Origin of the sequence: Agrococcus citreus, assembly GCF_039527715.1 — a bacterium.
Lineage (GTDB): Bacteria > Actinomycetota > Actinomycetes > Actinomycetales > Microbacteriaceae > Agrococcus > Agrococcus citreus.
This window is the reverse complement of the sequence record NZ_BAAAKK010000005.1, coordinates 47,464-64,819: the sequence shown is the minus strand read 5'-3', so window position 1 is coordinate 64,819 and position 17,356 is coordinate 47,464. Positions and strand designations below refer to the sequence as shown.

Here is a 17,356-nt window from a genome sequence, read left to right as displayed (position 1 = left end):
TGCTCCCTCGCCGGTCGACTAGCGCAGCAGCAGGTTGGGCTGCAGCAGGTACTTGAAGTCGGTCGCCTCTGCATCGTCGCGCGAGGTCTGCCCGCGGATGAGCATCGGTCCCGGCTTGTTCGTGTTCTCGGAATGCGTGAAGGCGACGCGCACGAACTCGGAGTGCGTTGCCTGGATGCCGTCGATGAGCAGCTGCGGCTTGATCGAGAGCACGATCTCGCCGCCCTCGAGCACGGCGTCGATGATCTCGGAGGCCTGCGCCTGCTCGGAGCCGATCGCCTCGAGCTGCGCCTGGCCCTCGCTGAAGGTGTAGCGGATGGCGGCCTCGGCGTCGAGCACGAGCTGCACGCGGCGGGTGGCGTCGACGAGCTCGGCGGTGTTGACGACCGCGTGGTGCTCGACCTGCTCGGGGAACAGCCGGCGCACGGGCGGGTAGTTGCCCTTGATGAGCAGGCTCGTCACCGTGCGATCGGCGGTCGAGAAGGCGATCTGCTGCCGCTCCCCCGGCTCGCTCATCGTGATCTCGATGCGCTCGGCGCCGCCGAACGTGCGGCCGACCTCGGTGAGCGTGCGCGCGGGCACGAGCGAGGTGAGCGCTTCGGTCTGGTCGCCGGCATCCCACGGGATGCTGCGCACCGAGACGCGGTAGCGGTCGGTGGCGATGAGCGTGAGCACGTTGTCGGCGGCCTCGAGCTGCACACCGGTGATGACGGGCGTGACATCCTCGCGCGACGCGGAGATGGCGACCTGCGAGATCGCCTCGGCGAAGGCCTTGCCCTCGACGACGCCCGTGCGCCCCTCGACGGTCGGCACGGTCGGATACTCCTCGAGCGGCATCTTCGCGAGCGAGAAGTTGGAGTTGCCGCAGCGGATCGACACCTTCTGGCCGTCGTCCTCGATGCGGACCTCGCGCTGCGGGAGCTTCGACGCGATGTCGCTCATCATCTTGCCCGAGACGAGCACGACGCCCTCGGCGTCGACGGCTGCCTGCACCGTGGTGCGGGCCGACGACTCGAAGTCGAAGGACGAGAACACCACGCCGTCGGCGGTCGCCTCGATCCGGACGCCGCTCAGGATCGGCATCGTCGGCCGCTGCGGCAGCAGCTTGACGGCGAACGACACAGCGTCGCTGAAGACATCGCGATTGATGACGAACTTCACTCGGCATCCTCCTTCGGTGGCACGTGGCCTGCTGGGCTAGGCCGCACGGCAGGGCGTGCACGGCGCTGTTGATTCTGGCACAGGGTTGTCATCCCCCGACCGCCGAGCCACCGAGCCGCCGGAGCCTCATGGTTGGTGACTCGCCGGATCCTCTTCTCAATGAACCCTGTCATTCATAACCCCTGTGGGTTCTGTGGAGCGGTCGGGTCCTCCCGGCGGCTCGACTGGGAACTACAACGTTGGAAGATGTTGGCCGCCTGTTGACGCGCATCCACAGATCGGTGGAGTCGGCGGATGCATGATCCGCTGCCGTCCACAGATGCGGCGCCGGTTGTCCACAGGCTCGCCGTGGTGGTGCACAACCGGACCACATGAAGTCCACGTTGAAGGTTGCGTCTGGTGCGCACAAGGTCGGAGACCTTCTGCGCACCAGACGCAAGGTCGAGTAGCGGCCGACGAAGTCGGCCGCGTACCGAGACCTGGGCGCCGAACTCTGGATCGCGCCCTTGATCTCGATACGCGCGGCCTTCGGCCGAGCTGCTCGATCACCGAAGCGTCAGCGCGTCTGCCGGATCCTCGACGTCAGCTCCGTCACCTGCGTGTACACGGATCGGCGCTCCTGCATGAGCTTCTCGATCTTCTTGTTGGCGTACATGACGGTGGTGTGGTCGCGATTGCCGAAGAGCTGCCCGATCTTGGGCAGCGACATGCTCGTCATCTCGCGGCACAGGTACATCGCGATCTGGCGTGCGAGCGCGATCGTCTGCGACCTGGACGAGCCGTGCAGGTCCTCGACCGTGAGCCGGAAGTAGGCAGCGGTGTGGCTGATGATGTCGCTCGGCGAGACGACCGCCTCCTCGTCGAACGAGAAGAGGTCCTTGAGCACCGTCTGCGCGAGCTCCATCGTGACCGGCAGCCGGTTGAGGCTCGCGAAGGCGGTGACGCGGATGAGCGTGCCCTCGAGCTCGCGGATGTTGGACCGCACCTTGTCGGCGATGACCGACAGCACCTCCGGCGGGATCTGGATCCGCTCGGCCTCCGCCTTCTTGCGGAGGATCGCGATGCGCGTCTCGAGGTCGGGCGCCGTGACGTCGGTGATGAGGCCCCACTCGAAGCGGCTCACCATGCGGCCCTCGAAGCCCTGCAGGTGCTTGGGCGCCACATCCGACGTGATCACGACCTGCTTGTTGTGGTCGTGGAGCGTGTTGAAGGTGTGGAAGAACGCCTCCTGCGTCGACTCCTTACCGCGCAGGAACTGGATGTCGTCGATGAGCAGCACGTCGACCTCGCGGTAGCGCTGCTGGAACGACTGGTTCAGGTTGTTGGCGATCGCGTTGATGAAGTCGTTGGTGAACTCCTCGCTCGACACGTACCGCACCCGGATGCCCGGGTACATGCCCTCGGCGTAGTGGCCGATGGCGTGGAGCAGGTGCGTCTTGCCGAGCCCGGAGTCGCCGTAGATGAACAGCGGGTTGTAGGCCTTGGCCGGCGTCTCGGCGACCGCGAGGGCCGCGGCGTGCGCGAACCGGTTCGATCCGCCGATGACGAAGTTGTCGAACACGTACTTCGGGTTGAGGCGCGAGTCGACGCGCCGAGACGACTGCTCGGACGGCTCGCGCTCGAACGAGGCGATCGGCTGCACGACCGGCTCCGCAGCGGGGTCGTCGACGACGTCGGGCAGCGGCTCCTCGTGCTCGAGCTCGAGGTTCACGACGATCTTGAACGACGCGATGTCCACAGCGTTGTCCACAAGGGAGTCGGTGATCGGCACGCGCAGCCGCTGCTCGAGCATGTCGCGCGTGAGGTCGTTCGGAACCTCGAGGTAGAGCACCGAACCCATCACGCCCTGCGGCTCCACGAGGTCGAGGAATCCGCGCAACGACGGGGGAATCCGGGCATCGCCCTCGAGGGTCGCCAGCACGGAGGACCAGAGCTGTCCGGTTCGGGGATCCGGGGCCATCGGTATGCGGTTCCTCTGCAGAGCTGTCGACGAGTGGTGCTATCCACACCATTATCCACAGGAACGTGGGTCGTGAGATCCGCGCTTCGCGCTGCTCCCCGGGCACCGGCCGCGGCGCGGACCCCCCGAGTCTGCACGCATAGCGCAGACCTCGCAAGTCCCTATGCGTTGACTGCGGCGTGGCGCAGAGACCCTTCGGTCGCCGTTGACCGACCGGCTGGTCTCGCGTATGCTCGTGAGGTTGCCGCGACCGTGTGCGGCACATCGTCGAGCCTGGTGGCTCGACCAGACGACTTGCGGCGCGATCGCGCCGGACACCGGGAGATTCACCATGAGCAAGCGCACGTTCCAGCCGAACAACCGCCGCCGCGCCAAGAAGCACGGCTTCCGCCTCCGCATGCGCACGCGTGCCGGCCGCGCCATCCTGGCGGCCCGTCGCGGCAAGGGCCGCACCGAGCTCTCGGCGTAGCCCTCGAGGTGCTCGCGAAGGCGAACCGGATCATGCGCGGCGACGACTTCCGTCGCGTCGTGCGGACCGGTCGCCGCGCGGGCGGCCCTCTTGCGGTGGTGCACCGCGCGAAGCCCGAAGCGGCAGTGAGCCGCTTCGGGTTCATCGTGTCCAAGCAGGTCGGCAACGCCGTGGTCCGCAATCGCGTGAAGCGTCGGCTCAGCGAGATCGTGCGGGCTGAGCTCGACTCGATCGACACGGCCGACATCGTCATCCGTGCTCTGCCCGCGGCCGGACAGGCCGACTTCGCTACACTGAGATCCGGCATCTCGGCGCTGCTGGTGCAACGATCATGAGTGGGAGCCTCCTCAGGCTGCGGCTCATCCCGCGCAACGTCTGCGTCGCGATCCTGGTCGTCTACCGAGCGGTGATCTCACCGCTCTACGGCGACGTGTGCCGCTACTACCCCAGCTGCTCGAGCTACGCCCTCCAGGCCATCCAGCAGCACGGGATGGTGCGCGGCATCTGGTTGGGCGCTCGACGCATCCTCCGCTGCCACCCCTGGGCGGCCGGCGGAGTGGACGACATCCCAGAGCCGCAGTCGCGGCTCGCAACGACTCGAGCGGGGTTCGTCCTCGCTCGCAAGGAGCAGTGACAGCTTGGACATCTTCGCCCTGCTGATGTGGCCCATCAAGTTCGTCATCGAGGCGATCCTGGTCGGGTTCCACACCTTGGTCACCATGCTCGGCGGCGACGCCGGCTCTGGTCTCACCTGGGTGCTGTCGATCGTGGGCCTCGTGCTCGTGATCCGCAGCGCGATGATCCCGCTGACCGTGCGGCAGATCGTGTCGTCCCGGAAGTCGCTCGAGATCCAGCCCGAGATCCAGCGCATCCAGAAGAAGTACAAGGGCAAGAAGGACCAGTTCTCGCGCGAGGCGATGCAGCGCGAGACGATGGAGGCCTACAAGAAGGCCGGCACGAACCCCTTCGCCTCGTGCCTCCCCCTCCTGATCCAGATGCCGATCTTCCTCGGTCTCGTGCAGGTGCTGACCGACGCGAACGCGGTGAAGCCCGGCGTGGGCCTGCTCACCGTCGAGCTCGCGCGGCTGTTCAGCGAGTCGACCCTGTTCGGCGTGGTGCCCCTGCACATGACGATGCAGGCCGGCTTCGCCGAGGGATCGATCCCCGTGATCATCACGGCGATCGTGCTGACGCTCATCATGTGCGCGACGCAGTTCTACACGCAGCTGCAGATCATGACGAAGAACCAGACGCCGGCGATGAAGGAGTCGCCGATGTACAAGCAGCAGCGCGTGCTGCTGTACATCATCCCGGTGTTCCTGCTCGTCTCGGCGTGGCTCTTCCCGCTCGGCACGATGTTCTACTGGCTGGTCTCCAACATCTACACGCTCGTGCAGCAGCTCATCATCATCAACAAGCTGCCGACGCCGGGCTCGGAGGCCGCCCTCGCCCGTGAGGCGCGCATGGCCCGCAAGCGCCAGCGGATGGGGCTGCCGGCGACCGACGACGAGCACGTGGAGACCGCCGCAGAGATCGAGCTGCGCACCCAGCGGCAGCAGCCGCGCGGCAAGAAGCCGAAGTCGCAGCGAGAGGGCTGAGCATGAGCGACCAGAACCCGACCGTCGAGGTCGATGTGCAGGACCAGCCCGATGAGGGCGAGGTCGCGGCGGACTACGTGGAGGGGCTGCTGGACATCGCGGACCTCGACGGCGACATCGAGATCGAGCAGACCGAGACGCGCACGACCATCGTCGTGGGTGAGGCGGGCGACGATCTCGCGGGGCTCGCGAAGCCCGAGGTGGTCGCGGCGCTCCAGGAGCTGACGAGGCTCGCAGTGCAGCAGCAGACCGGTGAGTTCTCGCGCCTCGTGCTGGATGTCGCGGGCTCCCGCGACGCCCGGGCCGAGCAGCTGCAGGGCATCGTCGACGACGCGGTCGCCGCCATCGAGGGTGGCGAGCAGCGCGTGGCGCTCGAGCCGATGTCGTCCTATGAGCGCAAGCTCGTGCACGACCTCGTGCGCGAGGCGGGGCTCAGCAGCGACTCCGAGGGCGAGGGCTCCGGCCGGCACATCGTCGTCCTGCCCGCCTGACGCCGTGACCACTCCCCCATCGCTGGAGGCAGAGCCCGCGGCGGCCGCAGCCCTGTTCGGCGATCGGATCGAGCTCGCACGGTCCTATACGGTGTCGCTCGCATCGAACGGTGAGACGCTCGGCCTCATCGGACCGCGCGAGCTGCCGCAGCTGTGGAGTCGACACATCCTCAATTCTGCGCTGCTCGCGCCGCTGCTCCGTGGACGCGTCGGCGACGTCGGCTCTGGTGCCGGCCTGCCAGGACTCGTGCTCGCGATCGCGCGACCCGACGTCCATGTCACGCTCATCGAGCCCATGGAGCGTCGCACGGAGTGGCTGCGGTCGGAGGCCGACCGCATGGGGCTGACGAACGTGGCGGTGCTCCGCGCACGAGCCGAGGACGTGCGGGGTTCCGGCGACCTCCTCCCCCTCGACCAGGTGACCGCCCGCGCGGTGTCCGCGCTGCGGACGCTCATCCCTCTGACGGCGCCGCTCGTGCGCAGCGGCGGCGAGCTGCTGCTCATGAAGGGCGGACGCGCGGCTGACGAGATCGTCGCCGCGCAGAAGGCGATCCGCAAGCACCGGCTCGATCACGTCGAAGTGCTCGAGCTGGGCGCTGAGCACGGTCTGGAGACCACGCGGGTGGTGCGGGCGGTCGTCGACCCCTGAGCCCAGGGACGGCGTCGATGACGGCGCGCTGTCTCACGTGCAGCGACTCGCGCAGCGCGCGGGCTATCAGTGCCGGCGGACGATGCGAAGCGCTTCGCGCCGAACGTCGGTCGTCGAGTCGCGACGACGATGCCGTCACCTGGATGGGCCGCCGGGTATGCCGCGAGGCGCGGGGGTGCTTCCGAGACCTCCCGGAAGGGGCGGCTGCTGGAGTCTCTCGCGGATCGGCCTGTTTCACGTGAAACACAGGGCTCAGATCGGCATCTGAGGGCCACGCTGACGGTGCCGGCGTGACCCGTACGATCGCTCTCCTGGCGCCACGAGAATGTGCTCATCGACGGCTGGCTCGCCGGCGGGACGTTTAACGTGAAACACAGCCCTTGGGTGCGAGGCGAACGCTCCATGCGCCATCGTGCTCAGCACCTGCGGTGCCCATCCTGAGCCGGTGCTCCTTGCCGGCTCACGGCGCAGCGGGCTGTTTCACGTGAAACCGGCAGGTCTATCCAAGGCCTGATGTCCCGTTCGTGTCGGATCGCGATCACTGCTCACCGGGCGTCGCCGGAGTCTCGACCGCAATGGGTGCGACGGTCGCCTGTTTCACGTGAAACATCGACTCCGTCGTGGGACACGGGCGAGCCGCGGTGTACGGGTCAGCGATCAGGTCGCTTGTCGATTCCCGTGCTGACGTCGCGCCGGAGAGAGAAGGCACGCTGTCGGTCACCTATGCGTCGCCCGCTCGCCCGGGCCTGGCGCCTCGGGACGGGTGCTCGCGCGCGCCGACATGCTGTGCCCGCTGCGCCCGTGCGGGAGGAGCAAGTCAGGTGAGACCCCGCCGTGCCTCTCGAGCTCGAGATCAGCGGCGCCGTGTCGTTCCCGTGGGCATTGCTCGGGGCAGCGGCGCTGCGCGCTGGTCCGAGGCGCCCGGCTCGACACGGGAAGCGAACGTTTCACGTGAAACACCGGGGGAAGGTGTGCGGGCCGCGACGCGACGCCTCCGGGACCAGGTGATGTTTTGTCATCGTCGACGAGAGAGGGCGATGCCGACTGCACCGGCGCAATGCTGCGCGCCCCGCGCACAGGGCGTCGGCCATGTCGACCGCCCTGTGGAGAACTGTGGACAACCTCGTGTCGGCGACAGGCGCACCCAGGCAGCGCGGCGCGCTGGACTGCTCAGAACCCGCGCAAACACTAGGGAGTTGCCTGTACCCCAGTTGCTTCACGCTCCACTTGAGGGCCAGTGATCCGTAACACGGTTCTCCACAGGCCTGTGTACAACTCGGCAAGTCGACCCCGCCAGCAAGGCTGCCCCCGGGGCAGATCGCGCGGAGTTTGCGTTCGCGGCGCGAGGCGTCAGACTGGACTCTTGCACCGCACCGCGATGCAGCACACCGCACTGCAGCACACCGCACTGGATTGCAGCACACACACAGGGGACGTCGCTCCGCGCGCTCAATGTTCCACGTGAAACATCGATCAGGAGGGCATGCGTGACCACGGGAAAGTTCGACACGACCCCCATCGCCCGCGAGCTCGCCGCCATGGCCCGTCGTCGACAGGCGCTGTCGGCCGCAGAGCTCCCTCTCCCGCGTCGCACTCGCATCTTCACCGTCGTGAACCAGAAGGGCGGGGTCGGCAAGACGACGACTGCCGTCAATCTGGCGGCTGCGCTTGCACAGGGCGGCGCGCGCGTGCTCGTGCTCGACCTCGACCCGCAGGGCAATGCCTCCACGGCGCTCGGCATCGACCACCACGCCGACGTCGTGAGCACGTACGACGTGCTCATCGATGGGGAGCCGCTCGCCTCCGCCATCGCTGTCAGTCCGCAGAACGAGCGGCTCCACGTCGTGCCCTCGACGATCCACCTGGCTGGCGCCGATCTCGAGCTCGCCGGCATGGAGCGCCGAGAGCACCGCTTGCGCATGGCGCTGGATGCCTACCTCACCGACCTGCCCGAGCCGCCGCACTACGTGTTCATCGACTGCCCCCCGTCGCTCGGGCTGCTCACGATCAATGCCTTCACCGCCGCCACCGAGGTGCTGCTGCCCATCCAGTGCGAGTACTACGCGCTCGAGGGCGTCTCGCAGCTGCTCGACACCATCGAGCGCATCAAGGCCCACCTGAACCCGACGCTCGACATGTCGACCGTGCTGCTGACGATGTTCGACGGCCGCACGCTGCTGTCGAGGCAGGTCGTCGACGAGGTGCGCAAGCACTTCCCGGAGCAGACCCTCGATTCGGTCATCCCCCGATCGGTGCGCGTCTCGGAGGCGCCCGGCTACGGCCAGACGGTGATCACGTACGACCCGAACTCACCGGGCGCGCTCTCGTATCGCGAGGCGGCCGCGGAGATCGCACGCAGAGGAGCGGCATGAGCAAGAGAGCAGGACTCGGGCGCGGCATCGGGGCGCTCATCCCGACAGGACCGTCGGTCGTCGCGGACGACGAGCGAGCGCCGGCCGAGCCGCAGCCCGACGGTGCGAGCGCACAGCCGCAGCGTCGCGCGCGTCGGGCTCCGAAGCCCGGCGGTCGTCCGGTCGACGTCTTCTTCTCCGGCGAGGAGGAGGAGGGCGAGGGGCTGCTCGCGATCCCCGGTGCCACGTTCGGGGCGGTCGCGCCCGGCGACATCCGGCCCAACGCGAATCAGCCCCGCACGGTGTTCGACGAGGACGACCTCGCGGAGCTCGAGCACTCGATCCGCGAGTTCGGCGTGCTGCAGCCCATCGTGGTGCGCCCCGTGTCCCTCGGCGACGACGGCACCCACTACGAGCTCATCATGGGGGAGCGGCGCTGGCGCGCGAGCCAGCGCGCAGGGCTCGAGACGATCCCGGCCGTCATCAAGGACACCCCCGACGACGCGATGCTGCGCGACGCGCTGCTCGAGAACCTGCATCGAGCCTCGCTCAACCCGCTGGAGGAGGCCTCGGCCTACCAGCAGCTGATGGACGACTTCTCGATCACCCAGGAGGAGCTCTCTCGCCGGATCGGCCGCAGCAGACCGCAGATCTCGAACACGATCCGGCTGCTCAAGCTGCCGGAATCGATCCAGGCGAGGGTGGCGAGCGGTGTGCTGTCCGCTGGCCATGCCCGTGCCATCCTCTCGCTGCCCACGGTCGAGGCCATGGAGCAGCTCGCCGCCAAGATCATCAATGAAGATCTCTCAGTTCGTGCGGCCGAAGTGGCAGCTGGACTCGTCCACACGCGCAACCCGCGCCGGACGCCGACGAAGGGCGCCGTGCAGCACGGGCTCGACGAGATCGCCACCCGCCTCGAGGACCGCCTCGACACGCGCGTCCGCATCGCGCTCGGCCGCTCGAAGGGACAGCTGACCATCGACTTCGCCACCGTCGGCGACCTCAACCGCATCCTGAGCGAGCTGGGCGAGCAGGGGGTCGGCGCTGCGCTCGAGCCCTCGGCGGACTGACCGAGCAGCGACCGCACGACGAAGGGCCCCCGGACGCGTCCGAGGGCCCTTCGTCGTGTCAGATCACAGGAACGCCGCGAGCTCCTGCTCGATCGCCGGCTTCGGTCGAGCGCCGATGAGCTCCTTCACGACCTCGCCGCCCTGGAAGAGCTTCATGGCGGGGATCGACGTGATGTTGTAGCGCATGGCCAGGTCGGGCTCCTGGTCGACGTTCACCTTGACCACGTCGAGCTTCTCGGTCTCGCCGTCGATCTGCTCCAGGATGGGGCTGACCGCGCGGCAGGGGCCGCACCAGGCAGCCCAGAAGTCGACGAGGACGGGCTTGTCGGCGTTGAGCACGTCCTGCTCGAACGATGCGGTGGTGACTTCCTTCACAGTGCTGCCTCCTCAGGGCTTGCGACGAGGACCGGCACGGCGTGCGCGGTCAGGTAGTGCTCGGCGTCGAGCGCGGCGACCGTGCCCGACGCGGCAGCCGTGACGGCCTGGCGGTAGGTGGGGTCGATGACGTCGCCGGCGGCGAAGACGCCCGGGACCGAGGTGCGCGAGGTGCGGCCGTCGACCGCGATCGTGCCCTCGGCGGTGAGCATGAGCTTGTCGTGCACGAGATGCGTGCGGGGATCGGAGCCGATGGCCACGAAGACGCCGTCGACGGGCATGGCCCGGACCTGGCCGGAGACGGTGTCGCGCAGCGTGACGGCGTTCACCTGCGCGTCGCCATCGATCGACTCGACGACCGTGTTCATGAGGAACTCGATCCTCTCGTTCGCGCGCGAGCGGTCGAGCATGACCTCGCTCGCGCGGAAGTGCTCGGAGCGGTGCACGATCGTGACCTTGTCGGCGAACTTCGTGAGGAAGTTGGCCTCCTCCATCGCCGAGTCGCCGCCGCCGACCACGATGAGCTGCTTCTGCTTGAAGAAGAAGCCGTCGCACGTCGCGCACCACGAGACGCCGTGACCGGAGAGCCGCTCCTCGCCCTCGACGCCGAGCTTGCGGTAGGCCGATCCGGTCGCGAAGATCACGGCGCGGGCCTCGAGCACCTCGTCGCCGACGTGGACGCGCTTCACCTCGCCGTCGAGCTCGAGCTCGGTGACGTCCTGCATGCGCACGTCGGCGCCGAAGCGCTCAGCCTGCTGCTGCATGGCGAACATGAGGTCGGGGCCCTGGATGCCCTCGGGGAAGCCGGGGAAGTTCTCGACGTCCGTCGTGGTCATGAGGTCGCCGCCCATCTCGACGCTCGAGGCGAGCACGATCGGCTTGAGGTTCGCGCGAGCGGCGTAGATCGCCGCGGTGAACCCGGCGGGGCCGGAGCCGATGATGATGAGGTCGTGCACGCAGAACTCCTGAGTCGATGGCGGATGCTTGGGGATCAACCGATTCTAGGTGGCGGGCATTCCCGCTCGGCCGGCCTCGCCCACGACGGTGAGCAGGTCGCCGGTCGCGGCGTCGACCACGATGAGTCCGCCCGCCGGCCACTCCGGCGTCCTCCGCACGACCGGGCGCTGCACGCGACCGCGCGTGCGGCGGTCCCACGAGTCGACGAGCTGGGCGGTATCGGCGTCGACGATGAGCACGGCCGGATGCGCGTGGGCGAGCGACGACGACGCATCCGATGACCACCATCCCTCGACGGCGAGCGGCCGCGGGCCGGTCTCGAGCTCGAGGTGCTTGCGTTCTCGAGTGAGGCTCGCGCCGACGATCGCGCCGATGCCTGCGGCGACCCCGACGAGCAGCGGTGCGGCGACGCGGATGAGCGAGCTGGCCATGCGGTACCCCCTGCGACGTGCCCGAGCGCCTTCGCGGCTGCCCGGGCGGCCCATGCTAGACGCGGAGCTTGTGCGCTTGCCCAGCGCCCCCAGCGCGGCTCAGACGGGCTCGACGCTCTCCGGGGCGGTGCGGCCGCGGCGGAACCGCGCGACGACGATGTCGACGGTCGCGCGGAAGTCGGGGTTGCGGGTGATGAAGAGCAGGCCGAAGTAGATCGCTCCCATGACGATGCCCGCGGCCACGCACGTGATCACAGCGCCGGGGATGTTGACCGTGCCGAACCCGCCCGCGCCGTACCCGCCGAGCGCGAGCACCACACCGAAGCCGCCGGCCGCTGCCACCAGCCCGTATGCGAGGTACTGGATGTGCCGGAGGCCGATGAGCTTGAAGCCGAACGGGCCGATCCTGCGGCGGACGAGCACGAGCCAGACCGCGCACGAGATGAGGTTCGCGATCGACACCGCGAGCGCCGTGCCGGCGATGACCCACACCGCCGGCAGGGTGGAGGCCCACCACAGCAGCGAGAACGTGACGAACATGCCGAAGCACGAGTAGACGAACGCCGTGCGCGTGTCACCGAGGGCGAAGAACACGCGCTGGAGCACGTACTCGGCGCTGAATGCGACGAGGCACAGCAGGAAGGCCCAGATCGTGTAGGGCATCGCGAGGGTCGGGTCGAAGCCGCCCTCGAGGATGCGCGAGAACGGCACCGCGATCACCGCGAGGACGAGGGCCGAGATCGTCGTCAGCATCCCGACCGATCGCAGCGCGCTCGACAGGTCCTGACGGATCCCCGGGAGGTTCGTCTGCGCCGCGTGGTGCGACATCCGCGTGAAGAACGCGATGGCGATCGACACGGCGATGATCGAGTGCGGCAGCGAGAAGATGTACCAGGAGTTCTGCATCGTCGCGATGTTCGCGCCCTCGCCGAGCGAGGCGACGCGCGACTGCACGATGCCCTTGATCTGACCGATGATGACGATGCCGAACAGCCACAGCGCGGCCTTGCCCGTCGCACCGAGCCCCACCCCGCGCCAGCCGAAGTCGAGGCGGAACTTGAGCCCCGTCTTGCGGAAGAACAGCACGAGCACGAGCGCCTGCACGGCGACGCCGCCGGTCGTCACGAGGCCGAGCAGCGTGACGCGGTCCCAGTCCCAGACGTCGACGCTCCGGTTCACCTGGTCGTTGCCGAACAGCAGGATGAACACGGCAAGACCGGCGATCGACACGAGGTTGTTGGCGACGGGCGCCCACGTGTACGGCCCGAACTGGCTGCGTGCGTTGTAGATCTCGCCGAGCAGCGTGTAGATCGCGTAGAAGAGGATCTGCGGCATGCACCAGTAGGCGAGCGCCACGGCGAGCGCCATCTGCTCGGGTGAGAAGCCGCGGCCATCGGCGCCCGCGCTCACCGCGTAGATGTCGACCAGCAGCGGCGCGAGGATCGTCGCGACCACCGTGAGCAGCAGGAACACCGTGCCGCCGAGCGTCACGATCTTGGAGACGTAGGACTCGCCGCCGTCCGAGCCCCTCGACGCCTTGACGATCTGCGGCACGAGCACCGCGCTCATGACACCGCCCGCGACGAGCGCGTAGACGTTGTTCGGGAGCTGGTTCGCCATGCCGAAGGCCTCCGCGGCCTCCGAGCTGGACTGCCCGATCGCGATCGCGAGCAGCACCATCTTCGCGAACCCCAGCAGTCGCGACACCATCGTGCCCGCCGCGATGATGGCGCTTGCCTTGCCTGTGTTCACAGGGTCTCCTTCACTGGGTGCTCGCGAGCCTCGCGGTCACCGGCGTCATCGGCGTCGCCGTGGGCATCGCCCCGGCGGCGCTTGCGCACCGACCGCCAGATGCCGAAGACGATGAGCAGCACGATGGCGATGCCCAGCGCGACGGCGACGGCGGTCTCGATGGTGGGCTGCGCGGTCACGCGCATCGTCTGGGGCTGGCCGAGCGGCACGCCGTCGGGCGTGTGCAGCTGCGCGACCATGAGCACGGTACCGGTGCCGACGACGTCGATCGGCACCTGCACGCGCTGCTGGGTGCTCGGGGCGAGCGTGATCTCGAGGCGCGGCTGCGGCACGGTGACGAGCGCGTTGAGCGGTCGCACCGACAGCACGACGCGCGCCGCGACGCTCAGCTCGTTCGCGACCGTGATCGGCAGGCCGACGCTCTCGCCGACCGCCCGGATGTCGCTGCCGCTCACGATGTGGACGGCCTCCCGCACCTGGCCGAGCTCGCTGCCGAGTCCCTCGATCGCGACGCGATCCGCCTCGGCGACCGGGCGCCCCGCATCCGGCAGGGCGGCGAGCAGCGTCAGCCGCAGCCCCGAGAGCAGCGATGCCGGCTCGTCGACGATGCTCGCGACGCGCGCCGCGTCGGCCTCCTGCGTGAGCGCGGCGGTCACGAGCTCGGCGCCCGCGTCGCGCTCGGGATCCTCCGGAGCGGCGAGCACCGCTTCGCGCGCGGGCAGCTCGAGGGCATCGTCGACGCCGACCGTCTCGACGAAGCCCGCGTCGGCGAGCACCTCGAGCACGGCGGCCGACGAGCCCTGCGTCATCGCCGGCAGCACCGCCGCGAGCGTGCGCGGATCGCTGGGTCGCTCGCGCGTGATCGTGGCGAGCAGCGCGACGAGCTCGGCGCGCCCCTGCGCCGCGACGTCGGCGTTCGTGGCCGTCGCATCCTGCAGCCGCTGCTGCACCTCGGCGTCGGCCGCGAGCACCTCGACCCCGCCGATGCTCGCGTGGGCGCTCGGGGTCCGGCCCTCGAGTGTCTCGTCGAGGTTGCTCGTCGACAGCACGACGGTGCCGATGTCGGCGAGCGTCGTGAGCTCCTCCTGCTGCAGCACGGCGCGCGTCGCGTCGATCACCGGCACCCGGGTGCCGATCGTGCCGGTCGTGGGCGGCAGCGGGTCGTCGTCCTCGCGCGGGATGCCGAGCGGATCGACCGGGAAGGCGCCGGCACGCACCTGCGCGATCGTGTCGGCGTTGGCGTAGTGCAGCGGATAGGAGTCGGCCCGGCCCGCGAGGTCGAGCCAGTCCACCGCGGCCTCGGGGACGTCGGTGCCGAGCGCCTCGACGCTCGCGCCGAACGCGGGGTCGACGCCGATGGTCGCGTCGGCGTCGAGCGCCGCCTGGAGCGCTTCGCTCGCCGCTCCGCCCGGCTCGGTGAGCGACTCGAGCTCCTCGGCGTCGAGCAGGCCCGTCTCGTCCACGCCCGCATCGATCGGCGCCGACAGGGCGAGCCGGGTCGGGCTCGCGTCGCCGGGCTCGTCCCGCACCACGACGCTCGTGCCGCCCTGCATCGCGGGGGCGGATGCCGCGAGGCCGTACGCGCCCCATCCCGCGCCGTCGAGGCCCAGGGCATCCGCGTCGATCGTGACGGTGGTCGACGTCCGGCCGAGCGCCGAGACGGCCGGCAGGTCGACGGTCGCGATCGCGGAGCTCGCGAGGATGCCCTGCCCCTCGAACCAGCGGCTGAGGCCGTAGCGCGTGCTGATCGGTGCGGTCGTGAGCAGCACCTCGATGGTCGTCGCGGGCACGCTCTCGCCAGTCGGGTTGTCCAGCAGCACCTCGAGCTCGAGCGCCTCGCCGGTGCTCAGCAGCGGGTCGACGGGCGCGAGCATGAGGCTCGGCGCCTCGTCGGTCGCGGTCGTCGCCTGCGCGGGCGTGGAGGCGACGAGGGGAGCGGCGAGGACAGCCGTCGCCACTGCTGCGGCGGCGCACGCGGTCGCGCGCCGGCGCGCGAGGCGACCTGCCGACAGCATGGGTGACAGTGTAAGCCGCCATGCCACGGGCGCCGTCGGCGGCCGCCGGGCCGGGCCGCTCGCGCCGTGCCAGAATGATCGGTCGTGACCGACATGGCTGAGGCGACCGAGCGGATGCACGCGCTCGTCGCGTCCGCGCCCACCGCGCGGCTCGCCGAGGCGTTCGCCGCCGCGGGCCACGAGCTCGCGCTCGTCGGCGGTCCCGTCCGCGACGCGTTCCTCGACCGACCGGTCACCGACCTCGACTTCGCGTCGAGCGCGACCCCCGACGAGATCCTCGCGCTCGTCGCGCCGCTCGCCGACGCCACGTGGGACGTCGGGCGCGAGTTCGGCACGATCGCCGCGCGCATCGGCCGCGACACGATCGAGATCACCACCTACCGCGCCGACACGTACGACGGGGTCTCGCGCAAGCCATCCGTCGCCTTCGGCGACCGGCTCGAGGACGACCTCGAGCGCCGCGACTTCACCGTGAACGCGATGGCCCTCGTCATCACGCCGCGGCGCGACGACGGCGAGTCGACGGTGCCGCAGCTCGTCGACGTCGGCGGGGGCCTCGAGCACCTGCTGCAGGGCGTGCTCGACACCCCGATGGCTCCCGAGCGCTCGTTCGACGACGACCCGCTCCGCATGATGCGCGCCGCTCGCTTCGCCGCGCAGCTCGGCTTCGAGGTCGCACCGCGGGTCGTGACGGCGATGACGGCGCTCGCCGAGCGCATCCGCGACATCTCCGCGGAGCGCGTGCGCGACGAGCTGTCGAAGCTGCTGCTGACGAGCAGCCCGGTGCCCGGGCTCCGGCTGCTCACCGAGACGGGCATCCTCGACATCGTGCTGCCCGAGGTGCCGGCGCTGCGGCTCGAAGCTGACGAGCACGCGCACCACAAGGACGTCTTCGAGCACTCGCTCACGGTGCTGCAGCAGGGCATCGACCTCGAGGCGTCGCGCAACCCGGATGCGGCGCCCGACCTCGTGTCGAGGCTCGCGGGCCTGCTCCACGACATCGGCAAGCCGGCGACCCGCCGGATCGAGGGCCGCACCGTCACGTTCCACCAGCACGACCTCGTCGGCGCTCGGCTCGCGAAGCAGCGGCTCAAGGCGCTGCGATTCGACAACGACACCGTCAAGGCGGTCGCCCGGCTCGTCGAGCTGCACCTGCGCTTCTACGGCTACGGCGAGCAGGCGTGGACCGACTCGGCGGTGCGCCGCTACGTCCGCGACGCGGGGCCGCTGCTCGAGCGGCTGCACATCCTCACGCGCTCCGACGTCACCACCCGCAACCGCCGGAAGGCCGAGCGGCTCGACTTCGCCTACGACGACCTCGAGCGCCGCATCGCCGAGCTGCGCGAGCAGGAGGAGATGGAGGCGGTGCGGCCCGACCTCGACGGCGAGCAGATCATGGCGATCCTCGGGATCCGCCCCGGCCGCGAGGTCGGCGAGGCCTACCGGATGCTGCTCGAGCACCGCCTCGAGCACGGGCCGCTGGGCGCCGAGCGCGCCGAGGCCGTCCTGCGCGACTGGTGGTCCTCCCGCCCCTGACCCGGTCGAGAGATCGGCATGGCGGCGGATGCGCTGGGTGCGGTAGGATCGCCAGGTTGCGCGGACTCTGATCCCGCACATGCATACCCTCCTGCTGCAGATCGTCTGCAGCCGTTCTAGTCCGAAGGAGGTGGGTGAAGCATGCAGCAGTACGAACTCATGGTGATTCTCGACCCGGAGGTTGACGAGCGCTCTGTCGCTCCGTCGCTCGACAAGTTCCTCAACGTCATCCGCAACGATGGCGGCACGATCGAGAAGATCGACATCTGGGGCCGTCGTCGCCTGGCATACGAGATCGACAAGAAGACCGAGGGCATCTACGCCGTCGTGAACTTCTCGGCCGAGTCCGCCACGACCGACGAGCTCGACCGCCAGCTGGGCCTGTCCGAGGCCGTCATGCGCACCAAGGTGCTGCGTGCCGAGACCGCGGTCTCGCAGACCGGTGACTCCAAGCGCTACAACGACGCGAAGGCCGCCAAGGCCGCTGCGAAGGCCGCCGCGGCTCCCGCCGCTCCCGCGACCCCCGTCGACGCGACCCCCG

General features: G+C 69.5%; 16 protein-coding genes and 1 pseudogene. 10 read left to right on the top strand and 7 right to left on the bottom strand.

Annotation, left to right across the window (positions count from 1 at the left end; translation table 11 throughout):
- Positions 1–18: 18 nt before the first annotated feature.
- Both dnaN and dnaA read right to left on the bottom strand, forming a co-directional pair.
- Positions 19–1,161 carry a DNA polymerase III subunit beta gene (gene dnaN / locus ABD106_RS09075; RefSeq protein ID WP_343919575.1) on the bottom strand — a complete coding sequence of 381 codons (1,143 nt, stop codon included), beginning with the start codon at positions 1,159–1,161 and terminating at the stop codon, positions 19–21.
- A 556-nt stretch (positions 1,162–1,717) separates the two neighbouring features.
- Entirely contained in the window at positions 1,718–3,121 is a 1,404-nt protein-coding gene (gene dnaA, locus ABD106_RS09070) for a chromosomal replication initiator protein DnaA (protein ID WP_343919573.1), read from the bottom strand.
- Positions 3,122–3,452: 331 nt separating this feature from the next.
- Between dnaA and rpmH the strand changes: the two genes are divergently transcribed.
- The 8 genes from rpmH to ABD106_RS09030 all read left to right on the top strand — a co-directional run bounded on the left by rpmH (position 3,453) and on the right by ABD106_RS09030 (position 9,749).
- Positions 3,453–3,590 (top strand): 50S ribosomal protein L34, encoded by a 138-nt coding sequence (gene rpmH, locus ABD106_RS09065; protein ID WP_003800212.1) that lies wholly within the window; start codon positions 3,453–3,455, stop codon positions 3,588–3,590.
- Between the two features lie 8 nt (positions 3,591–3,598).
- Positions 3,599–3,925 (top strand): ribonuclease P protein component, encoded by a 327-nt coding sequence (gene rnpA / locus ABD106_RS09060; RefSeq protein ID WP_343919571.1) that lies wholly within the window; start codon positions 3,599–3,601, stop codon positions 3,923–3,925.
- A complete protein-coding gene (yidD, locus tag ABD106_RS09055; RefSeq protein ID WP_343919569.1) occupies positions 3,922–4,224 on the top strand; it encodes a membrane protein insertion efficiency factor YidD in 303 nt (100 codons plus the stop codon). The genes rnpA and yidD overlap by 4 nt, the downstream gene beginning before the upstream one ends.
- Positions 4,225–4,228: 4 nt before the next feature.
- Positions 4,229–5,188, top strand: coding sequence for a membrane protein insertase YidC (yidC, locus tag ABD106_RS09050; RefSeq protein WP_343919567.1), 960 nt, complete (start codon positions 4,229–4,231; stop codon positions 5,186–5,188).
- A gap of 2 nt (positions 5,189–5,190) precedes the next feature.
- The gene (locus ABD106_RS09045) at positions 5,191–5,679 is read left to right on the top strand and encodes a Jag family protein (protein WP_343919565.1); all 489 of its coding nucleotides are present in this window, start codon (positions 5,191–5,193) and stop codon (positions 5,677–5,679) included.
- Positions 5,680–5,683: 4 nt separating this feature from the next.
- Entirely contained in the window at positions 5,684–6,328 is a 645-nt protein-coding gene (gene rsmG, locus ABD106_RS09040; RefSeq protein ID WP_343919563.1) for a 16S rRNA (guanine(527)-N(7))-methyltransferase RsmG, read from the top strand.
- 1,538 nt (positions 6,329–7,866) lie between these two features.
- A complete protein-coding gene (locus tag ABD106_RS09035; RefSeq protein ID WP_343921032.1) occupies positions 7,867–8,700 on the top strand; it encodes a ParA family protein in 834 nt (277 codons plus the stop codon).
- Positions 8,697–9,749 carry a ParB/RepB/Spo0J family partition protein gene (locus ABD106_RS09030; RefSeq protein ID WP_343919561.1) on the top strand — a complete coding sequence of 351 codons (1,053 nt, stop codon included), beginning with the start codon at positions 8,697–8,699 and terminating at the stop codon, positions 9,747–9,749. Before ABD106_RS09035 ends, ABD106_RS09030 begins: the two co-directional genes overlap by 4 nt.
- A 63-nt stretch (positions 9,750–9,812) precedes the next feature.
- Here ABD106_RS09030 and trxA read toward each other — a convergent pair whose 3' ends face one another.
- From trxA to ABD106_RS09005, 5 genes are all read right to left on the bottom strand, one after another.
- A complete protein-coding gene (trxA, locus tag ABD106_RS09025) occupies positions 9,813–10,124 on the bottom strand; it encodes a thioredoxin (RefSeq protein ID WP_343919559.1) in 312 nt (103 codons plus the stop codon).
- A complete protein-coding gene (gene trxB / locus ABD106_RS09020; protein ID WP_343919557.1) occupies positions 10,121–11,080 on the bottom strand; it encodes a thioredoxin-disulfide reductase in 960 nt (319 codons plus the stop codon). The genes trxA and trxB overlap by 4 nt, the downstream gene beginning before the upstream one ends.
- A 45-nt stretch (positions 11,081–11,125) precedes the next feature.
- Positions 11,126–11,512: a hypothetical protein gene (locus ABD106_RS09015; RefSeq protein WP_343919555.1), complete on the bottom strand. Its 387-nt coding sequence runs from the start codon at positions 11,510–11,512 to the stop codon at positions 11,126–11,128.
- Positions 11,513–11,611: 99 nt separating this feature from the next.
- Positions 11,612–13,264 (bottom strand): murein biosynthesis integral membrane protein MurJ, encoded by a 1,653-nt coding sequence (gene murJ, locus ABD106_RS09010; RefSeq protein WP_343919553.1) that lies wholly within the window; start codon positions 13,262–13,264, stop codon positions 11,612–11,614.
- Positions 13,261–15,279, bottom strand: a complete 2,019-nt coding sequence (locus ABD106_RS09005; RefSeq protein ID WP_343919551.1) for a DUF6049 family protein — start codon at positions 15,277–15,279, stop codon at positions 13,261–13,263. The genes murJ and ABD106_RS09005 overlap by 4 nt, the downstream gene beginning before the upstream one ends.
- Before the next feature lie 84 nt (positions 15,280–15,363).
- Here ABD106_RS09005 and ABD106_RS09000 point away from each other — a divergent pair, with 84 nt between their 5' ends.
- Together ABD106_RS09000 and rpsF are read left to right on the top strand one after the other, a co-directional pair.
- Positions 15,364–16,815, top strand: a complete 1,452-nt coding sequence (locus ABD106_RS09000) for a CCA tRNA nucleotidyltransferase (protein WP_343919549.1) — start codon at positions 15,364–15,366, stop codon at positions 16,813–16,815.
- A gap of 141 nt (positions 16,816–16,956) precedes the next feature.
- Positions 16,957–17,319, top strand: a pseudogene (gene rpsF / locus ABD106_RS08995) (30S ribosomal protein S6); the annotation flags it as partial.
- Positions 17,320–17,356 lie beyond the last annotated feature (37 nt).

Excerpts from the sequence above, each read along its gene's own strand:
- ABD106_RS09005 (WP_343919551.1), bottom strand. The coding sequence starts at position 15,279 with ATGCTGTCGGCAGGTCGCCTCGCGCGCCGGCGCGCGACCGCGTGCGCC.
- ABD106_RS09045 (WP_343919565.1), top strand. The coding sequence starts at position 5,191 with ATGAGCGACCAGAACCCGACCGTCGAGGTCGATGTGCAGGACCAGCCC.
- rpmH (WP_003800212.1), top strand. The coding sequence starts at position 3,453 with ATGAGCAAGCGCACGTTCCAGCCGAACAACCGCCGCCGCGCCAAGAAG.
- ABD106_RS09030 (WP_343919561.1), top strand. The coding sequence starts at position 8,697 with ATGAGCAAGAGAGCAGGACTCGGGCGCGGCATCGGGGCGCTCATCCCG.
- ABD106_RS09035 (WP_343921032.1), top strand. The coding sequence starts at position 7,867 with ATGGCCCGTCGTCGACAGGCGCTGTCGGCCGCAGAGCTCCCTCTCCCG.
- dnaA (WP_343919573.1), bottom strand. The coding sequence starts at position 3,121 with ATGGCCCCGGATCCCCGAACCGGACAGCTCTGGTCCTCCGTGCTGGCG.
- ABD106_RS09015 (WP_343919555.1), bottom strand. The coding sequence starts at position 11,512 with ATGGCCAGCTCGCTCATCCGCGTCGCCGCACCGCTGCTCGTCGGGGTC.
- yidD (WP_343919569.1), top strand. The coding sequence starts at position 3,922 with ATGAGTGGGAGCCTCCTCAGGCTGCGGCTCATCCCGCGCAACGTCTGC.